The organism is Patiriisocius sp. (genome assembly GCF_051252435.1).
GTDB lineage: Bacteria > Bacteroidota > Bacteroidia > Flavobacteriales > Flavobacteriaceae > Patiriisocius.
The window spans coordinates 114004-133200 of record NZ_JBPOFW010000001.1 but is presented as its reverse complement, the minus strand read 5'-3'; the positions used below and the strand labels follow the sequence as shown (position 1 = coordinate 133200).

At 34.9% G+C, this 19197-nt stretch carries 17 protein-coding genes; 16 read left to right on the top strand and 1 reads right to left on the bottom strand.

What is annotated here, in order from left to right:
• Positions 1-7: 7 nt before the first annotated feature.
• Genes ACSHW7_RS00575 through ACSHW7_RS00525 form a run of 11 tightly spaced genes read left to right on the top strand, consistent with a single transcriptional unit; the run spans position 8 to position 9283 of the window.
• The gene (locus ACSHW7_RS00575; RefSeq protein WP_435677370.1) at positions 8-316 is read left to right on the top strand and encodes a hypothetical protein; all 309 of its coding nucleotides are present in this window, start codon (positions 8-10) and stop codon (positions 314-316) included.
• A complete protein-coding gene (locus ACSHW7_RS00570; protein WP_435677369.1) occupies positions 313-771 on the top strand; it encodes a PulJ/GspJ family protein in 459 nt (152 codons plus the stop codon). The genes ACSHW7_RS00575 and ACSHW7_RS00570 overlap by 4 nt, the downstream gene beginning before the upstream one ends.
• Before the next feature lie 5 nt (positions 772-776).
• Positions 777-1916 (top strand): type II secretion system F family protein, encoded by a 1140-nt coding sequence (locus ACSHW7_RS00565; protein WP_435677368.1) that lies wholly within the window; start codon positions 777-779, stop codon positions 1914-1916.
• An 8-nt stretch (positions 1917-1924) separates the two neighbouring features.
• A complete protein-coding gene (locus tag ACSHW7_RS00560; protein ID WP_435677367.1) occupies positions 1925-2359 on the top strand; it encodes a type IV pilin protein in 435 nt (144 codons plus the stop codon).
• 3 nt (positions 2360-2362) lie between these two features.
• Positions 2363-2854: a hypothetical protein gene (locus tag ACSHW7_RS00555; protein WP_435677366.1), complete on the top strand. Its 492-nt coding sequence runs from the start codon at positions 2363-2365 to the stop codon at positions 2852-2854.
• A gap of 3 nt (positions 2855-2857) precedes the next feature.
• Positions 2858-4252, top strand: coding sequence for a GspE/PulE family protein (locus tag ACSHW7_RS00550; RefSeq protein WP_435677365.1), 1395 nt, complete (start codon positions 2858-2860; stop codon positions 4250-4252).
• Between the two features lie 36 nt (positions 4253-4288).
• Positions 4289-6163 (top strand): type II secretion system protein GspD, encoded by a 1875-nt coding sequence (locus ACSHW7_RS00545; RefSeq protein ID WP_435677364.1) that lies wholly within the window; start codon positions 4289-4291, stop codon positions 6161-6163.
• Positions 6163-7338, top strand: a complete 1176-nt coding sequence (locus ACSHW7_RS00540; RefSeq protein ID WP_435677363.1) for a hypothetical protein — start codon at positions 6163-6165, stop codon at positions 7336-7338. Before ACSHW7_RS00545 ends, ACSHW7_RS00540 begins: the two co-directional genes overlap by 1 nt.
• Complete coding sequence (locus tag ACSHW7_RS00535; RefSeq protein ID WP_435677362.1) at positions 7335-7865, top strand: hypothetical protein; 531 nt, start codon at positions 7335-7337, stop codon at positions 7863-7865. The genes ACSHW7_RS00540 and ACSHW7_RS00535 overlap by 4 nt, the downstream gene beginning before the upstream one ends.
• Complete coding sequence (locus ACSHW7_RS00530; protein ID WP_435677361.1) at positions 7849-8811, top strand: hypothetical protein; 963 nt, start codon at positions 7849-7851, stop codon at positions 8809-8811. Before ACSHW7_RS00535 ends, ACSHW7_RS00530 begins: the two co-directional genes overlap by 17 nt.
• Positions 8804-9283 carry a hypothetical protein gene (locus ACSHW7_RS00525; protein ID WP_435677360.1) on the top strand — a complete coding sequence of 160 codons (480 nt, stop codon included), beginning with the start codon at positions 8804-8806 and terminating at the stop codon, positions 9281-9283. The genes ACSHW7_RS00530 and ACSHW7_RS00525 overlap by 8 nt, the downstream gene beginning before the upstream one ends.
• On the opposite strand, the gene ACSHW7_RS00520 is transcribed toward ACSHW7_RS00525, so the two are convergent.
• A complete protein-coding gene (locus ACSHW7_RS00520; protein ID WP_435677359.1) occupies positions 9280-10017 on the bottom strand; it encodes a helix-turn-helix domain-containing protein in 738 nt (245 codons plus the stop codon). The genes ACSHW7_RS00525 and ACSHW7_RS00520 overlap by 4 nt on opposite strands.
• A 378-nt stretch (positions 10018-10395) precedes the next feature.
• Between ACSHW7_RS00520 and ACSHW7_RS00515 the strand changes: the two genes are divergently transcribed.
• The 5 genes from ACSHW7_RS00515 to ACSHW7_RS00495 are packed head-to-tail and all read left to right on the top strand — an operon-like array spanning position 10396 to position 19184.
• Positions 10396-10896: an OmpH family outer membrane protein gene (locus ACSHW7_RS00515; protein WP_435677358.1), complete on the top strand. Its 501-nt coding sequence runs from the start codon at positions 10396-10398 to the stop codon at positions 10894-10896.
• Complete coding sequence (locus ACSHW7_RS00510) at positions 10883-11476, top strand: hypothetical protein (RefSeq protein ID WP_435677357.1); 594 nt, start codon at positions 10883-10885, stop codon at positions 11474-11476. Before ACSHW7_RS00515 ends, ACSHW7_RS00510 begins: the two co-directional genes overlap by 14 nt.
• Before the next feature lie 13 nt (positions 11477-11489).
• Positions 11490-17873 (top strand): hypothetical protein, encoded by a 6384-nt coding sequence (locus ACSHW7_RS00505; RefSeq protein WP_435677356.1) that lies wholly within the window; start codon positions 11490-11492, stop codon positions 17871-17873.
• 12 nt (positions 17874-17885) lie between these two features.
• A complete protein-coding gene (locus ACSHW7_RS00500) occupies positions 17886-18467 on the top strand; it encodes a hypothetical protein (RefSeq protein WP_435677355.1) in 582 nt (193 codons plus the stop codon).
• A gap of 3 nt (positions 18468-18470) precedes the next feature.
• A complete protein-coding gene (locus ACSHW7_RS00495) occupies positions 18471-19184 on the top strand; it encodes a hypothetical protein (RefSeq protein WP_435677354.1) in 714 nt (237 codons plus the stop codon).
• Positions 19185-19197 lie beyond the last annotated feature (13 nt).

The window sequence follows — 19197 nt, the reverse complement described above, 5'->3', positions numbered from 1 at the left end:
AGCTTCAATGATCGAAACCGTTATGGCAATGAGTATAGTTACGTTGTGCACTCTAGTGGGCACTTTAATTTATGGCAGTATAATTAAAACCATTCCTCCAGTGGTTCGATATAATTATCAAGCAGAAACTGAAAAGTCATTAGAGAAAATCATTCTCACGAGTGATATAAATGAGACCAAGGAGACTTTTAAATCATTTGAGATACAAACTAAGGTAATCAATAAACGGAATGGATTAGAGTATATACAGATTATCGTGACATCAGGGCAAGATACCTTTGTCACTCCTTTATTTGTAAAGAAAGAAGCAATATGAAGGTAGGTGCCTTTACGATTTTAGAAATGGTCATAACCTTGTTATTGATGAGCATGATCATTAGCATGGTATATGTCATTTTTGATCATATGTCAAAGAACACTAGGGATTATATGAATTTGACACAAGAAGATGTCGGTCTACAACAATTTCAGTCTTTACTTCGGAAAGACGTTTATGATGCGGATAAATTAACAAGTACTGGTCCCAATAAGTTTTCTGTTATATTTTATAACGGTTCCAACATCAATTATCAACATTCTGGCGACTATTTGTTTAGAATTAAAGATGAACAACGAGACTCTATTTTGGTCAAGGAAATTGTTTTAGGTTTTGTTAAAGGACAGGAAGAAATTGAAAAGTCAATTATATCTAGGATTTCTATAAATGCAACTCTCTTTGGAAAAGACATTCCCTTGTATGTTTTTAAAGATTATTATTCAAGAATTTGGTGATAAAGATGGGGATAGATATAACACATATTCAGAACAACAAAGCTCAAATAGCCCTGAAAGAAAAAAAAACATCTTCATTTTTTCTGAAAGATATCTTTGTGTCCAAAAAAATGGATGATAAAAAAAAGACAATATTTTATAAAGATTTAAATGTATTGTTAAAAGCAGGTATTGACTTTAAGACCGCACTCACCATCATTAGAGACCAGCAACCCAATAAGCATATCAAGGAAATTTTAGATAGAATCCTTATCCAAGTCATTAGCGGAAAGTCACTACATCAAGCGATGAAAAATACAGGGGCTTTCTCTCCTTATGAAATATTCAGTATTGAAATAGGAGAGAACACAAGAAAACTTGATGTTATCAGTAATGAGCTCGAACACTATTTTCAACGAAAAGTAAAATTAAGAAAACAGATTGTCTCGATTTTGACCTATCCAGCCTTTATATTGATCCTTACCTTTGGTACTCTATATTTTATGCTTACGTACGTTGTTCCTTTGTTTGAAACTGTCTTCAATCAATTCGGTAAAGATCTTCCCGTACTGACAAAATACATAATCAAACTTTCGGACAATTTCAATATGTTGTTGGCGATCTTTATCGGGGTGCTGGTATTGCTCTATTTATTTATTCAGAAAGTAAGGCACACTATAAAATTCAGGAATATTACTTCACGATTTATATTGAAAATCCCATTTTTTTCCAAGCTTGTTAGAGAAATATATCTTACCAGATTCTGTCAGTCCATGGCCCTGTTATTGGTTTCAAAGACATCCTTGGTAGCTTCTATAAAGTTGATCGAGAAAATGATCGGATTTTACCCTATTGAGATAGCATTGAATGAAGTTTCTGAGAATATAGTGAAGGGAAAAACCTTGGGAGATTCTTTGTCAAAATTCAAGGTCTTTGACGGCAACCTAGTGTCCATGGTGCAGGTCGCAGAAAGAGTGAATCAATTAGATTCCATGTTCCTGAATTTGGCAAATCAATATGACCAAGAGGTAGAACACAAAACAAAGGTAATGGGTACAATCATAGAACCTTTACTCATTGTCTTTATAGGCTGCATTGTTGGAGTTATTATGGTTGCGATGTACGCTCCAATGTTTGATCTAAGTAAAGTAATAGGTAATGGTTAATTCAACAGATGATGAAAATAAAATTAAGCAATAATAGTAAAACGAAAATTTGGTATTTAAAAGCCTACTCAATGACAGAGATACTCATTGTACTATGCATAATAGGTATATTGTATTTATTGGTCGTTCCTGACCAAAGTGCAGTAGTAGGTCAGGCCAAGGCGATCGAGGCCCAAAGTATGCTAAATCAGGTTTTCGCTTTAGAGAAGAGTCACTTTTATAAATTTTCAAAATATTCAAACAGTTTAGAGGATATTGGGTTTCAATCACAGAAGTCTATAAACGACGGAGGGCAAGCGGTTTATGAAATTAGCATTACTGAAGCAGCCAGCAATAGCTTTGTAGCCAGGGCAACTTCTCTATCGGACTTTGATGGTGATGGGATATACAATGTTTGGGAGATCAATGAAGAAAAGGAACTTAAGGAAGTGGTCAAGGATTAAAATATGGGTTTACTATTCAACATACTGTTAGTGTCTTTTTTAGGGGCAATCGTATTACAGGATTTTAAATATCGTGCGGTACACATATTTCTTCTGATTGCAATTTCTATACTTACGACTGCGATTTTTTATTTAAGGACAGGTATGGTATTCAATAAGCCAACGCTTATTTATACGGTGATACTATTTACGGTATTATGGGGATATCTCTGTATTAAAAACAATGCCATTATTAATCCCTGTAAAAAATATATTGGGCTTGGGGACATCCTATTTATTCTCGCGGTAAGCCCTTTGTTCCATATTTCTAATTTCATGTTCTTTTTTGTGAGTGGTATTGTTCTAACGCTTATAGGAACGCTGATATTACAACGATTTATTCATAAAGATTCAATACCCTTTGCAGGTATGTTAGCCGGGTATCTAATGATAATATGTATTGTTAATTTGAGCATGGATAGTAATGTGTTCTGCTCTAATTTACTCAAGCTCTAAAAGATGAAAACTGAAACACTTATAGAGGTAGATAAAGACGCACTACAATTAGTAAATGCAGATATAGCCTTCCATTATGGGATAGTCCCAAAATGTATTCAAGAAAATGTACTTACGGTGTATATCGATGAAGAATTGAGTCATCCCTCTTTTTTTGAAGAACTTTCATTGGTCTTAGATAAAAAAATCTCTTTTGTAAGAACATCCAAAAATTCTATTGAAAGAGCCTTCTCAACGTATTACAGGGCAAGTGGCAACAATACGGAAAAGGGGAAGGAGTTTTTGCTTGAAAATGATTTTCTCAAAGAGTTAATATGGGATGCAAAAAGCATAGGGAGCAGTGACATCCATTTTGAAATTTTTAAAGATACGGCAAGGGTACGCTTCCGGATCGATGGACATTTGATAGAAAGATATGTCATTGATAAAGAAGATTTTCCCGAGTTGGTCAATAAAATAAAAATAGAGGCAAACCTTAATATTTCAGAAAAAAGACTTCCGCAGGATGGTAGGATAAATTATGAGGATTTTGATATAAGGGTTTCAATATTACCCACGTTGCACGGAGAGAAAATCGTGATGCGAATTTTAGGAAAGGATACTTCAAACCTAAGCATTGAAGCTTTGGGAATGAAAGCTGATCAAGAAGAAATTTATCTAAAGGCAATCCATGCCTCAAGGGGGATAATACTTATTAGCGGACCCACAGGTTCGGGCAAGACAACAACATTATATGCTACCTTAAAACTGCTCAATGAAATAAAAACAAACATACTAACAATTGAAGACCCCATTGAATACACATTAAAGGGAATCAATCAGGTACAATTGAGAGAAGATATAGGGCTAACCTTTACAAGTGCATTAAAGACATTCCTTCGTCAAGACCCTGATATTATCATGCTTGGTGAGATAAGAGATGAAAAAACAGCACAGATGGCAATTAGAGCAAGTCTGACAGGACACTTGGTGTTGTCTACGATACATACTAATTCTGCAATTGGTACAATATCTAGATTATTGGATATGGGTGTCCCGTCTTTCTTGATTGCTGAAACCCTCAAGATTTCTGTTGCACAAAGACTCGTTAGAAAATTATGTAAGAAATGTAAAATAAAGTCAGATAAGGTAGAGGTTCGGTTTCAGAAATTCGGAAATATATCGACGCATTATCAGGCCAACGGGTGTAACAATTGTTTTCATACTGGGTATTCTGGAAGAACGGCTATTTATGAAATGATACCAATTACCGAAGCGATTGTAGATCAGATCAAACAGGGAAGAATGGACAAGTTTGGAGAGAAAGATTTTCAGACGCTAGCCGCACAGGCTTTATTGCTTGTGCAACAAGGCAAAACTACATTTGAGGAAGTATATCCTATTTTGATAGAACAATAAACTATGAATAAATTAATTTTTGTATTAATCACATTTTTGATCTCGTTCCAAATCCTGGCTCAGAGCAATGAAGAGACAATAACTTCTAGATTTGAACAGATTGCTGAGAGTAGAAAAGGTCTCAACGAAGCTATTCGTATCGATATCTCTGGATTAACACTATATGATTTTATCTCTGCAATTGCAGAGGAACATGAGTTGAATGTAAGCGTGGATTCATCACTAAACGATGTTGTATCCAGCAATTTTTTTGATGTGAACGTCAAAGATGTTTTTTTGTTCCTCATACGTAAATATGACTTGGATGTTGAAATCATTAATGGAATCATATCGTTCTCTAGAAAAAAACCTGAAGAAGTCAAGCCCCCCCCTCCCGTTGTTAAAACAATCGACATCAATTATAACCCACAAAATGATTTTCTGTCATTAAAATTAAAAAATGATTCTTTACCACTGGTAGCAAAAAAAATTACAGAGGTTTCAAATAAGAATGTTGTTTTGTCACCAGATATAAAGACAATGAACGTTTCCGGCTATATGTTGAATAGACCATTTGATCAGGTCATTGAGATGTTGGCGAAATCGAACGACCTTATCGTAACAAGGGACGAAAACGATTTTTACTTTCTAGAGAAGATGACGGTAGAAACTGCCGCCCTCAAAAATGACACTAAGAGAAATAATGGTAAAGTTTCGGTTCCCAAAAGTAAGGGGCAACTTCAAATCTCGGTAAATGAAAATGGATATTTAAACGTGCAGGCCTATGAAACAGATCTTACAAGTCTCATTATGGAAGCTGCGGAAAAATTAAATATCAACTACTTCTTCTACGATAAGCCAAAGGACGAGATAACAACATTGTTCGCAAAGGAAATCGACTTTGACGGACTATTGGAAAATGCATTTAAGGGAAAAGATTTCGCATATAACAAAGTCGATGACCTATACTTTTTAGGCAAGCAGAATACCGAGGGCCTAAGGGTGACGGAACTTATCCAACTTGAGAACAGGACTGTTGAATTGGTCCTGGAAACATTACCTAAAGATTTAATTGAAGGACTGGATGTGAAGCAAATCCTAGAGTTAAATGGGATTATGGTCTCAGGTTCTAAAAGGAGATTGGCAGAAGTGAAAGCTTATATACGCGAAATTGATAAAGTCGTACCCATGATTCAAATAGAGGTGCTTATTGTTCAATATCAAAAATCATACGATATACAGACAGGATTACAAGCAATACTGGGCGAACAGGGTGCCGATGTAAAAACGGGAGGTGTTATTTTCCCAACAACAGATGTTGTGGTAAATTCAAACACCATTAACGATTTGATAGAGAGCTTTAATGGGTTCGGGATTTTTAATCTTGGAAAAGTGACAAAGGATTTCTATGCAAACTTAACAGCAATGGAAAGCAATTCAATCGTAAATATACAATCAACGCCAAAGATCGCTACACTCAATGGGCACGAGGCCAGCATATCCATTGGAGAAACTAATTATTATTTTGAACAGACCAATAGGCTTATAAACACAGGAGTAAACGATAATATATTACAGTCTGGACAATGGAAACCTACCGAAGCAAATCTAGGGGTATTTATAAAGCCTTTTGTTTCAAAGGATGAGCAAGTCACGTTAGAGATCAGTGTTGAAAAAAGTGCCTTTTTAGGTAGGGCCGGAGAAAATGCACCGCCTGACAAGGCTACCCAAAAATTTGAATCCCTTGTTAGGGTAAGGAATAACGAAATGATATTGCTGGGAGGCCTTGACGAACTTGACAGACAGAATTCTGGAACAGGGACTCCATTTTTGTCGCGAATACCAATAATAAAATGGTTTTTCAGTAGTAAGCGAAAGGCAAAGTCAAAATCCAAATTGCATGTTTTTATCAAGCCAACTATCGTCTATTAATGGTCTATAAATTTTTACATAAAAGATTGCTCAAACGGTTTAATGCTGTTAATATCCATATCTCCTCAGAAGGAGAGGAGTGCCATGTCCTTGTTATTAAAAACAAGAATAACGCTTTAGAGATTGAAAGCAGTAATTTTTTTGTATCGTTAGATTCCTTACTTGTTGAAATTGACAAATCGATTCCTTGTATAATAAATTTTAGTGGCGCTACTGTAATCGAAAAGAATGTAACTGCGGAAGATGGATACTTATCGAAGATCCTATTCAATAAGGATGTGGACGAATTCTATATTTCTGAAAGAAAATTAGAAAATCAAATGTTGGTCTCAGTCACGAGAAGATCCAATATTGATGTTTTTTTGAAGATACTCGCTGAAAAAAAAATTCAAGTTATAGATTTTAATATTGGGGCATTTATACTTGACGATTTAAGACAAATAGACCCTGACATCACAACATTGAACACAAAATTTTACCAATATAACTTTGTATCGAATGTGTTGTCATACCATCAAGATGAATTTGAATCGAAAGAAGTTCAGGTTCTTACCGAAAATGTAGACAGCCATTTTTTGTTGTGTTTTGCGAGCTTTATTTCATTTCTTATAAAAGATCACTCCACCAAAAATTATGATCGATATGCCCATAGTCTTGAAGAAGATTATGTTTATAGAAAAAGCATAAAAGTATTGGGTTATGCAGGAGTTTTGGCGGTTTTTACTTTGATGGTTATAAGTTATCTACTTTCAAATTTCTATGGTGACAAACGTATTGCAATAGATGCATCACTAAAAGATCATAACGCTCTTGTCAATAAAAGGGACGAGGTAAAAAAGGGTATTGATTATAAACAAAAAGTTATCAAGTCAAATGCGTTGGATAATCAATTCTTCATGAGTCAATATATTGTAGATGTGCTCCATAAAACTCCAGAGGAAATCAACATAAGTACATTCGAAATTTCGCCCTTAGAAGAGGACGGAAAGAATAAGAACAAAATAACAGTGAATACAGATTTTATACGTGTAGATGGGGTCACTAAAATGCAGTATGGTTTAAATCGGTGGATCGAAATATTGAATGACATATCGTGGATTCATAAAATTGAAATTGAAACATTTGATTCGAATTCAGGAGAATTCAATTTTACGCTCAAAATTTTTTTAGAATGATGTTTAGCAATTTATCAGAAAAGAAAAAATTTAATGCAGTTGTTATTGGAATCTTCATACTGTTGATATTGGCATTCATGAAGTCATTTAAACCTACCTACAATACGATAGCTGAATATATTTCAGCAAAACAGATGATAGGAAATACTGACGAAGTGGCACAGGAGCTAAGAGAATTTTCAAGAAAAACAGAGGAGTTAGATATAAGTATTGGGAAGCAAGTCGAAAAACCAGAGTTAGTTCAAAATGAAATTTTAGCTTTTTTGAGTGATTCGGATTCAAAGATTAGAGTGGCTAACATTGATAAAATACATGTTTCGGAAGATGAATATTTCAGGATTTATTCAAACACACTAATATTAGAAGGAAACTATAATGCTCTATCAAAAGCTGTATACGATTTTGAAACAAAATTTGAGTATGCACGAATAGCAAATATTAAATTTTATACTGAAAAGAACCGAAAAACAAGAGAAAAAGAATTGTTCACAAAAATAATATTTCAGAATTATGAAAAGATTGATTAAGATTATGCTGATAGTGATTACTGCCCTCTGCATTAAAGGGTGTGATGATATATTTGAAGAAGATATTTCAGGTTTAGAAGTTGATACAATAACCCCTTTAAACGGAGCTATAGTTGAAGGGAATACCGTCGATTTTCTTTGGAATAGTTTGGAAGGGGCTAAAGACTATACGCTCCAGGTATACGATACAAATACACTTGTTGAAGATACGGTTATAACAACAAATCAATATACAAGGGTTTTGGCTACTGGAGAATATGAATGGAGAATCAAAGCGCAGAATAATGGTTACGAGACACCATTTAATTTCCCGATCAATTTTTCAGTCACAGAAACGGAAGATTTGACAAACCAAACAGTTGTTTTAAATAGTCCCAGTGATAATTTGTATACAAATGACCAGGAAATATTGTTCGTGTGGAACTCAGTGCCATTTGCCATAACATATCAATTTGAACTGAGTAGGGTGTCTACATCAGGAAGCGTAATTATTTTAGTTGAAAACGATATTGTTGACACCTCATTGTTTTTAGACGCAACAACCCTGGACGGTGATACCGAGTATACTTGGTCTGTAAAGGCTTTGAATGAGACGAGTGAAACACAGTTTTTTTCAAGAACTTTATTTATTGACACAATAGCACCACAGCCTCCCATACTCGTAACACCCACTTTTGAAGAGGAATTTATTTTGACCGATCTTATTTTATTTTCTTGGGAATTGGGGCAGGATTCGGGAAATGTAATGAGTCCTGTAAACAGTTATTACGAGATTGCTCGTGATTCAGATTTTACAGATATACTTGTTTCAGAATCTACAACAATAACGAGTTTTACTTATGGATTCCAGGAAATTGGAACATATTATTGGAGGGTAAGAGCAGAAGATGAAGTAGGAAATATTGGTGGATTTAATGCCAGTGGAAAGTTGATCGTTAATGAATAAGAAAAGATTAAATCTCATTTTGATTTTTCTGTTGGTCTTTATTTGGTCTGCAATAGGATACCGCCTCGTTCGAAAGAATGCAAAAGGGAATGACAATCTCCATGCCGTTGAAAAATATAGTGGGACAGGTTTTGATTATCCAAATAAAAAGGAACTTGAATTTGTTGATTCGAATAGAGATCCATTTTTAGATAGACCTCTAAATGCTTCATCCATTAAATCGAAGCCCAGTTCTAAGAAGGCAGTTGTTCAACCAAAGAAATCAAAAAATTGGCCGAGTATAGAATTTTTTGGATTTGTCAAAAACCAAAAAAAAGAAAACCCCCTTATAATTGTTAAAGTTAACGGAGAATTAAATAGAGTGCGAAAAGGCAAGAGAATAGAAGATATATTTTTTAAAGAAGTGTATAATGATTCTATTATTTTAAAAAGAGGTAAAGAGCTTAAGACCTTTTCAAGAACTGCGTATTAACCTTTTCCATTTTCAATATCTCTAATATATTTAGAGGGATAGATATCATACATGTTATTAAATGCTTTGGAAAATGACTCGGCTGTTTTGAAACCACATTCAACAGCGATTACTTCAATTTTATACCTTCTGAATTTTCTATTACTGTCAATTTTTTCTTTGGCATATGCTATTTTCAGGTCTCGTATGTAAGCTTTGAAATTCTTGCCCTTTTCATTTAAAATTATCCTGGCTAGGTATTTTGTATTTGTATCAAAACGCTCCGACAGATTGGTCAATTTTATTTCTGGATTTAAGTAATCTTCTTTTTTTTCAAATTGATCTAATTGTTTTTTTAGTCTTGATACAATTCTCGATGGAATTTTTATTTCTTTTTTTCTGGTCTCTTTCTTTTCTTTTGGGATTAAATCATTATTGTTTATGATTGAAACTTCTGTTATCATTCTTGAAATCAACAAATCATTATTTGCTTTTAACGCTTGGATTGTTACGGTGTCGGGTTTTGTTTTAACAATATATCGAATTAGGAATATTGTTAGACAGATCAAAAGTATAGCAAACAGCAGCAGCGAAACTATTAATAGTAGGTTTGGATCCATATAGAGAGAATCTGCGCTCACGTTCCCGCCATTGATTTTAAAAGGGTTAGTAATTGGTTTTTGGTTATTCGCTTTATGTAACGAATTACAATGGTTTATACTAAGATAAACTCCGTTTAGGGATGTAAACTGCATTTTCCGAGGGCTTGATTATTAATATTAAATAGATACTCTAAATCTTTTATTCAACCAAATATTAAAAATCACATAGAATATTATGTGTTTCAGTCAAATCTATCCGTCAAATACCACTATTAAAATTTATAATGAGTGAACACTATATGTGGATGATCTAAAAAGTTTTTGATTTAGTAGTAAAGGGGGAGTTTACTCTCTTAAAAGTATCAAAATCAAACCAAATCGTAATAGGCTTATAATAAGTATGTTATTCAAGTATTAGGTCTTTGTTCGAGAACAAAGACCTTTAAGTATCTAATAATCAGTTATTAATGTTGGCGTTCAAATTAATGTGATTTAGATTTGAGCCAATTATTTGTTAAACGATAATGCCAAATGTTAAAAAGAAACCTTCTCGTAATCATCAACATTATTCTCCTGCTATGTTTAGCGATAATAATTTCTATTCATTTCTTATGGAAAAAAGATAAACAAGAAATTGTCCATTTTGACAACGCCAAAGTTTTTTCAGAGTTCAATTATTCAAAAGAATTGTCTCAACAAGGAATGAACACAATTACCATTCAGAAAAAAAGGGTGGATAGTATTGTCAATCTTCTTCAACAGGAAATAAATGACACAAAAAAAGAGGCTCTTCAACGTGAGTTTGTATCTGCAAATGAGAACTTAAAAAGGATGAGCGAAGAAATATCAAATCAAGCAAATTATCAAATATGGTCTCGTATCAATGAATATACAAAAGAATTTGGGGAACAAAATGATTATCAAATGATCTTGGGAACCACAGGTAATGGAAATTTGATGTACGCAAAAAATTCACTCGATGTGACAGAGGCATTTTTGGCATTTGCAAATAAAAAATATGAAGGTGAATAAGATATTGATATATGGTATTTGTTTGTTCATGAGTTGCATACTTGCTTCCTGTAATAAGGGAAGTGAGAATGCTGGTCGATCCTCAGCCAAAACATATAATCTAGAAGGACAGCAATGGAAGTCAAAGGTTAGGACTCATTTTTCAAATGATATATACTATAGGGCTTCAGAGGTACCAAACGCATATTATCTATTAAAGCAGAAGGATGTGTTAGGAAAGTCATTTGACTCTATAATGAAAGCAAGCGAGAAAGAGAGGATTATTGAATTTGAATTTGAGCATTTTAACGAATATGATCTTTTGACGGAAGAATTTACTGCGCTCGATTATGATAAAGCTGTGGAATATATGGCATTTAAGATAGAGAAAGATTTCAAGGTCATTACTTCCGCAAACGATACCATTCCCTGCGCTGGGGTACATTTTGAACGCCATTTTAAGATAAGTCCTTTTAAAAGGGTTTTACTCTATTTCAACGGTATCGACCCAGATGAAACAATCCAATTGATATACCAAGACCAACTATTTAATAATGGAATCTTCAAATTTAAATTTGAAGAAACACCATTAAAAATGTAATCCTTTTTTGAATATGATCCGTACCATCAAAAACAGTAAAGTATCAAAAGTTATCGCCAGTTATTTGGCTATACAAATGGTTTTGACAACCATACAACCTAGCAGCATCTATGCGTTGACAAGTGGGCCATCCCAGCCTGAGTTCAACTCATTTACACCTATTGGCACATCAGATATGGTGAATCTCGCCACGGGAGATTTTAACTATAATATCCCTATCATGGATGTTGGGGGCTATCCATTAAACTTATCCTATGACTCTGGTGTAACTATGGACCAAGAAGCTTCTTGGGTGGGTTTAGGATGGAACTTAAATGTTGGGCAAATTAATCGCCAAGTTAGAGGGATTCCTGATGATTTTAAAGGTGATGAAATCATTTATGAAAATGATATGAAAAGAAATATTACCGTTGGGACTAATGTAGGCGTTGGAGCTGCATTGGCAGGTTTTCCAGTAGGGCTTGGATTAAATATGGGTATGGGTGTGCAATACAACAATTATGAGGGAATTACATTTAAACCCTCTTTTGGAGTTTCATTTGGGATTAGCGATAATGTGCAGGTTGGAATGAATATCTCTTCGTCTACGGCAGAAGGGGCAACAGCATCTCCAAGGGTGAATTTTAATAATAGAAAGCAAGATGTAAAAGAAGGAGATAGAAGTATGGGGATTGGCTTTGGTTTGACTACAAACTCTAGAAAGGGACTCGAAAGTTTTTCTATGTCAACATCAACTTCGACTGCCATAACCAAGAGAGATGTTACTGGTGCAACAAGATCCAGCTCCAGTACTGCAGGTACTGGTGGTGCGATTTCTTTCAACACTAATAATCTATATACTCCTCAAAAAAGAGCTGGTATTGTTAATGGAAACTTTTCGTTTAATGCGGCAATTGGGGCAGAGGTTTTAAGTGTCGAACTTGATGGTCATATTTATGGATACGGTTCTTACCAACAAATAAGGAATGATGAGAAAATCAAAAGTGTGCCGTCTTTTGGTTACGACTTTGATGAATATGCAAACAAAGGAAACAGTATTCTTGATTTTAATAGAGAGAAGGACAGGACTTTTACAAAAAACACAACAGTACTGCCGATAGTGAATCAAACGTATGATATTTATGCCATTAATGGTCAAGGAATATCAGGTATGTTCAGACCGCATAGAAGTCAAGTTGGTTATATGATAGATAATAAAGTTTCGGATAATGGTGATGGGGGAAATTTGGGCGGAGAATTAGGTCTTGGATGGAATGTCCATGTAGGGGCCGACACGAGAATATCTTCATCTTATAGTTATTCTGGGGGCTGGGAAGATAACAATTATGCGTTAAGTCGATTTGAAGAAAGTAGTACCGAAAATACCCCAGCTCTATATGAAAAAACATACTTTAAAAAAGTAGGGGAATTAAATATAGATCCGGAAGAAGAGATTTTCAATACCAAAGTACATGGTAACACACCCATGAGATTTCTATTGGGTGGTAGCAATTTCAATAGGAAGCTAGAACAAAGCTATCAATTAAAAAATTATGATAACAACGGTGTTCCCAATTATAATGAAATAGCTTCTATTTCGTCAAAAATAAAGAGGAGTAAAAGAGATGTTAGAAACTCCGCAATCATTAAAGTTACGCATGCCGAGTCTGAAGATGATAAATTTATTTCAAACAGAGCAGGTGCTCCAGAAATTATAAAGCCACATCATACAGCTGGTATCAAATCTATTTCTACTGATGGAAGTACTTATATATATGGTGAGACAGCATATAACTGGAGTAAAGAAGAGGTTACAGTAGATGTGACTGGTGCAACTAACACATCAGATTGCTCAACGGGCCTGGTTGATAATAACGGTGAAGTAGCATCAAGTAATAGTAGTGATAGATATTTAAACAGAATCATAACCCCAGCATATGCGCATACTTTCTTGTTAAGTTCAATTTTGTCATCAGATTATGAAGATATAAGTCAAGACGGACCTTCGATTGATGATTTGGGTTCATATACCCTCTTTAAATATGGTGAGGATGAAGACCATTATATACCAGAATATAATTGGAGAACACCTTACAGTAAAAACAGTGATGCGGGAGTTGCAAATTTTAATGAAGGATTAAAATCTGTTGACAATGATCAAAAGGGAAGTATTATTAGAGGAAAAAAGGAACTAAAGTACTTAAGGACCATTGAAACAAAAACACACGTAGCTTATTTCAAATTATCATCGAGACAAGATGGTCTTGAGGCCAAAGGTGGAGTAGGCCACCATACCAAGCAAATCGATAACATATATTTATTTACCAGACCTGAATTTAATAAATTGGTAGACCAAATTGGAGGCGAAGAAAATCTTGAAGATGAGGATGAGAATATATTGTCTTCATACGCTATTAAAACGGCTCACTTTAATTACAGTAATGAATTATGTAGGGGAATACAAAACACTTCCATAGAAGGAGAAGGAAAACTTACTCTAAAAACGCTTTACTTTACATACAGAGATTCAAAAATGGGTAGGTATAACCCCTACACATTTAACTATGAAAAAGATTTTGATGAAAACGGAACCATAGATAATAACCCGTCTTATAATATTAAAGGTTATGATATTTGGGGAAATTATAAAGAGAATAAAGGGGATGTAAATTGTAACGATATCAATGGTGCATTAACCACTTCTGAATTTCCATTTGTTGAGCAGAACAAGGAAATAGCAGATGTTAATACAGCCGCTTGGGCACTTACGTCTATTGATTTACCTTCTGGAGGGAGATTAGAGATTGAAACAGAATCAGATGATTATCAATTTGTTCAAGATAGAAAGGCAATGCAAATGTTTGAGGTTTCCGGTTTCTCAGATACACCACCTGACCCCCTTGGGCAAAGTACTACACTTTATAATGGCGGTGACCACAAGGAATATATTAATATTAAAATAAGTAATGAAAATCTAGATTCTATTAATGGCAGTAGCTATACTGGCAGCAATTTCTTAAATGACTACCTAAAAGAAAATGCGCATAAGCCCATTTATTTTAGGGCTTTGTTGAATATGGTTAAAAATACCAATACACAATATGATTATGTTTCTGGATATTTTGAGATAGACCCTAAAGATGGAGGCATTACGGGAGATGATTTTAGTGTTGAGGCAAATTCTACAGGAACCTATGTTTCCATACCATTACTCATGCTCGAAGCAGAAGGTGGGTGGATTCCCGGAGGAGGCGATGTTAATCCTATCGCAAAGGCAGGTTGGTATTTTGGAAGGACAAATTTAAACAGGGTGGTCTACAGTATTAGTGGTGATAATACCAATGATGATTTCGGGTCAATAGTAAATGATTTAGTATCTAGTATTAGTGGAGTTTTTGACATTTTTACAGGTCCTAATCTCAAACTACAGGAAAGACAATGTGCGAGAAATATCATTGCCAATAAATCTTGGGTACGACTAGAAAATCCAGACGGAAGAAAATATGGTGGTGGAAGTAGGGTAAAGAAAATTCAGATGTTTGACCAATGGGGTGCTATGCATCTAGGTTCAAGCTATACAGATAACCCACTTTACAATAACTTTTATGGTCAAGAATATAGTTATGTGCTCGATGATGAAAAAATGACCTCTAGTGGTGTAGCTACATTTGAACCTAATTCGAGTAAAGAAAACCCTTTTGTAGAACCCTTTTATGATACAGCAGACACAGCAAAAGATAAATTAGTAGCTCCTAAAGAATCCAACTACGTAGAAAAGCCGATAGGAGAATCTTTTTTCCCTGCGGCAAAAATCACCTACAGCAGAGTGGAAGTAAAAAACCTAGAACGAGAAGAAAATGGAGAGGTTGTAAAGAAACACGCAACAGGAAAGGTAGTCAACGAATTCTACACATCAAAAGACTTTCCAACAAAGACCGATTATACTGATATCTCCATGAATTTCGATCCTCCTGGAACACTTGCCAATATTCTTGATATTTCAGTAAAAAACCATCTTACATTTTCACAAGGATTTGTTGTAGAAACCAACGACATGGATGGAAGGCCAAAATCAACACGAGTATATCCTGAAGACCAAGATGCTTTTATATCTGGGGTAGATTATAAATATAATATCGATGACGAAGGAAACTTATCAAATCAAATTACAACTATCGATAAAAATAGTGTTGTAAGAACAGATAGCGAAATGGGCCTTACCTATGATGTCTATAATGATTTTAGAGAAAATTACTCAGATTCGAGAACAGTAGGTTTTGATTTTAACACAGCCGGATTTGTAATATTTGTAATACCTGTAATTATACCGATGCCCATTCCTACTTTGGCGTATCACGAGACAAAATTAAGAACAGCTTCCACAACAAAAGTTATAAATAGATCTGTTGTCATGACAGAAAAAACAGCCTTTGACTTAGGTTCAAAAGTGACAACAAAAAATTTAGCTTGGGATGCAGTAACTGGACAGGTTTTACTCACTGAAACCATTAATGAATATGATGATTATTATTATAATTTTAACTATCCTAGTTATTGGTACTATGATGGGATGGGTTTGGCTACCAATAACATAGGTGTTCAAGGCACTTTATCAAAACAGGTCGATTTACATGAATATACACTAAGTGGTAGTGGCAGCAACGTAACCTCACTATTAACTGTTGGTGATGAGCTTTTGATTACTGGAAATAGATTTTTTGGTTCAAGAAAAGCTTGGGTAGCCAGTGTATCTAATACTAACGTTGTATTGATGAATAGTGATGGGGAGTTACTTAATGATGATTGTAATCCAAGTACGATTAATTTCAAAGTTGTACGGTCTGGATTTAGAAACCAGCAGAATGCTTCAATGGCTTCTGTTACTGGAATGGTGAACCCTATTAATGGTAGTAGCATTACAGAATCATATCAATTTGCTGAGGGGAGTTCTAATGAAAACCCGCGTATTGTAAACGCAAGCGCTATTCAATATAGAGAAGCTTGGGGAATGCAATGGGAAGAAGGATTACCCCCTTTTCCCCACGCATTGAACGACTTGTTTAATAACATAGATTACGCAAACCCTAACTCGAACCCAATACCTCCGCAAAGTTATGGCTTCAATCCATATTTGTATAATGTGAGGGGCGAGTGGAGAGCACAACAATCGTATGCATATTTAACAGGGAGAGCCTCCCTAACTAATAGCGATGCCTCTCCCCGTTACGAAGGATTTTTTAAAGCGTTTCAACCTTTTTACCAACATAACAATAGTGGCGGTTGGCAGATAGACACAAGTAATTGGACTTCAGCGAGTGAAGTAACACAATACAGCCCTTACGGTGCAGAATTAGAAAATAAGGATGCCTTAAACCGTTATTCGTCTGCGCAGTACGGTTATAACAGCACATTGCCGGTAGCAGTTGCTTCTAATAGCCAGTATAGGGAAATGGGGTTTGACGGTTTTGAAGATTATGAATATGAAAATCCTAACCAGCAAGACCCGGATGCCCATTTTAGTTTTTATAGTAGTACAGCACTTCCGGATAATACGACCGCACACAGTGGGCGAAGTAGCCTAGCGGTAACCGGAGAAACCTCCATAACAAGAAGTTATGAGGACGATTGCTATACATCCAATTATATAGACCCAGACTGTACAGATCCACCGGACCCTAATATAGTAATAGCAAATAACGATTATTATACGGTAACAGCACAAGCAGGAGAAAGTGGAACGTTTGTTTCAAATATTTTGAACAATGATACTTTTAATGGGGGTAGTGCAGTAGGTAATGTAACTATTGATATTCCAAATTCAAGTGGACCACTAACCGTAAATTCCAATGGCACCGTAAATATAGATATTAACACACCTCCAGGAACCTACTTAATAACGTATGAGATTTGCGATAGTCAATCTCAATTTAATTGTAGCCAAGCAACAGTAGAAGTGGAAGTGGATGACTGGGACCCTTGTGCAAACGAATGTCCTAATCCTCCTGATTGTGATTGTGAAACTGATGTTACTATAGGAGATTATGGTTCTGGTATAGGTACAACTGGCTTAGGATTTTGTGGAAAGTGCTTCTTTGTTACAGTAAATATGCCTGAAAACGAAGAAGAGTTATTCGTTTTGTTCTATGAAGATGTTCCAGGAATAATAAATGTTGGTGGAGACCCATGTAATTCAAATTATACATCTGTTGGCCCAATAGGTGTTGATGGGGTTGGAATTTCAATTACCACAACAACAATATTTGAATTTAAAATCATCAATAACCCAGGACAAGCAGGTAACACAACTAGAATAAATTTCCAAGTTTTCGTTGGAAACGATGATTCTGGGAGTCCTGTTTATGATAGTGGAGTTAGTGGTCCTGTTTTCGAATATGAACATGAACAAACAGATTGTTAAAAATAGAAACCTATGAAAATTAAAATTATAATTATTCTTTTTGTATTTGTTTCAAGTACAATCCAAGCCCAGACAAGCCTCAACTGCTCCCAAGACTCTTTCTCTTTGGTACCTGGGCAGCAGTATATACTCAATGGTTGGGTGCAGGACAGTAATAATCAAATAGGTGTCAACTCTCAAAACGCTTTGAATTTTGAGGGGCATATAGTTATAACTACCCTAGTTGATTCAGAAACAATGGAGGTTCCATGTTATCCATCTGGAGCCATCATAGACGGTTGGCAAGCTATCACTCAAAAGTTTACTGTACCTGAGGATATTTCAACATTAGAAATAAAACTAGTTTCTAAAAGTGGAAGTACCAGCTATTTTGATGACATACGTATTTTTCCTTTCAACGGAAATATGAAATCATTTGTATATGATCCTACAACACAACGCCTCATGGCAGAACTTGATGAAAACAATTATGCCACTTTCTATGAATATGATAAGGAAGGTGGCCTAATACGTGTTAAAAAAGAAACAGAACAAGGAGTCTATACCATCCAAGAAACAAGGTCTGGAAACCAAAAAATTGATGTTGATAATTAAGATATGAAAAATTCCTTTTTTAAAAAGATAGTATTCTTTGTGATTTTTATTTGTTTTTCTTCAGTTAATGCACAAGGAGAACAGATTTGCTTTGAAGACCTAAGTGAAAAGATTGAAGCATACTATGGCAATCTAGACCGCTATGCTTTTGACGTCAATTATGCATTTTATAGTGATGGGAATGATCCAGAATTATTGGAACAAATGGATGGAGAGATTCAGAAGAACAAAAAAGCGTACTATTCAAAAATGGGCCCCACAGAGTTGGTTTATTTTTCAGATGCCTTTCTTAAAATAAATCATGATGAAAAGGCAGTGTTTTTTTCAAATCAGGTAGTTGAGCAACAAAATAGTCCTGTTGCCATTTCTTCCTTGCTATCATATTTTGAAGATACGCAAGTAGAAAAAAAAGATAACAGATACATCTGTACGCTACTTTTTAAAAAAATAGATGCGCTCCCATATAGTAAGATGATATTGGAAATAGATGCTGCTACCTATCAAATCTATGTACAAGAATTATACATGATAGCTGGAAAGTCATACCCAGCAATGACTAGTGGAAATCAAAAAACCACCACGGGTAAAATGGTCACTACATTTTCAAAAAATAAGGGAACTATATCGTCCAGCTTATTTAATAAATCTAATTATTTCAGCGGAAAGAACGACATAGCGCTCTCTGGAAAAATTAAGGCATATAATTTATATAACTAAATAGAATTACGGT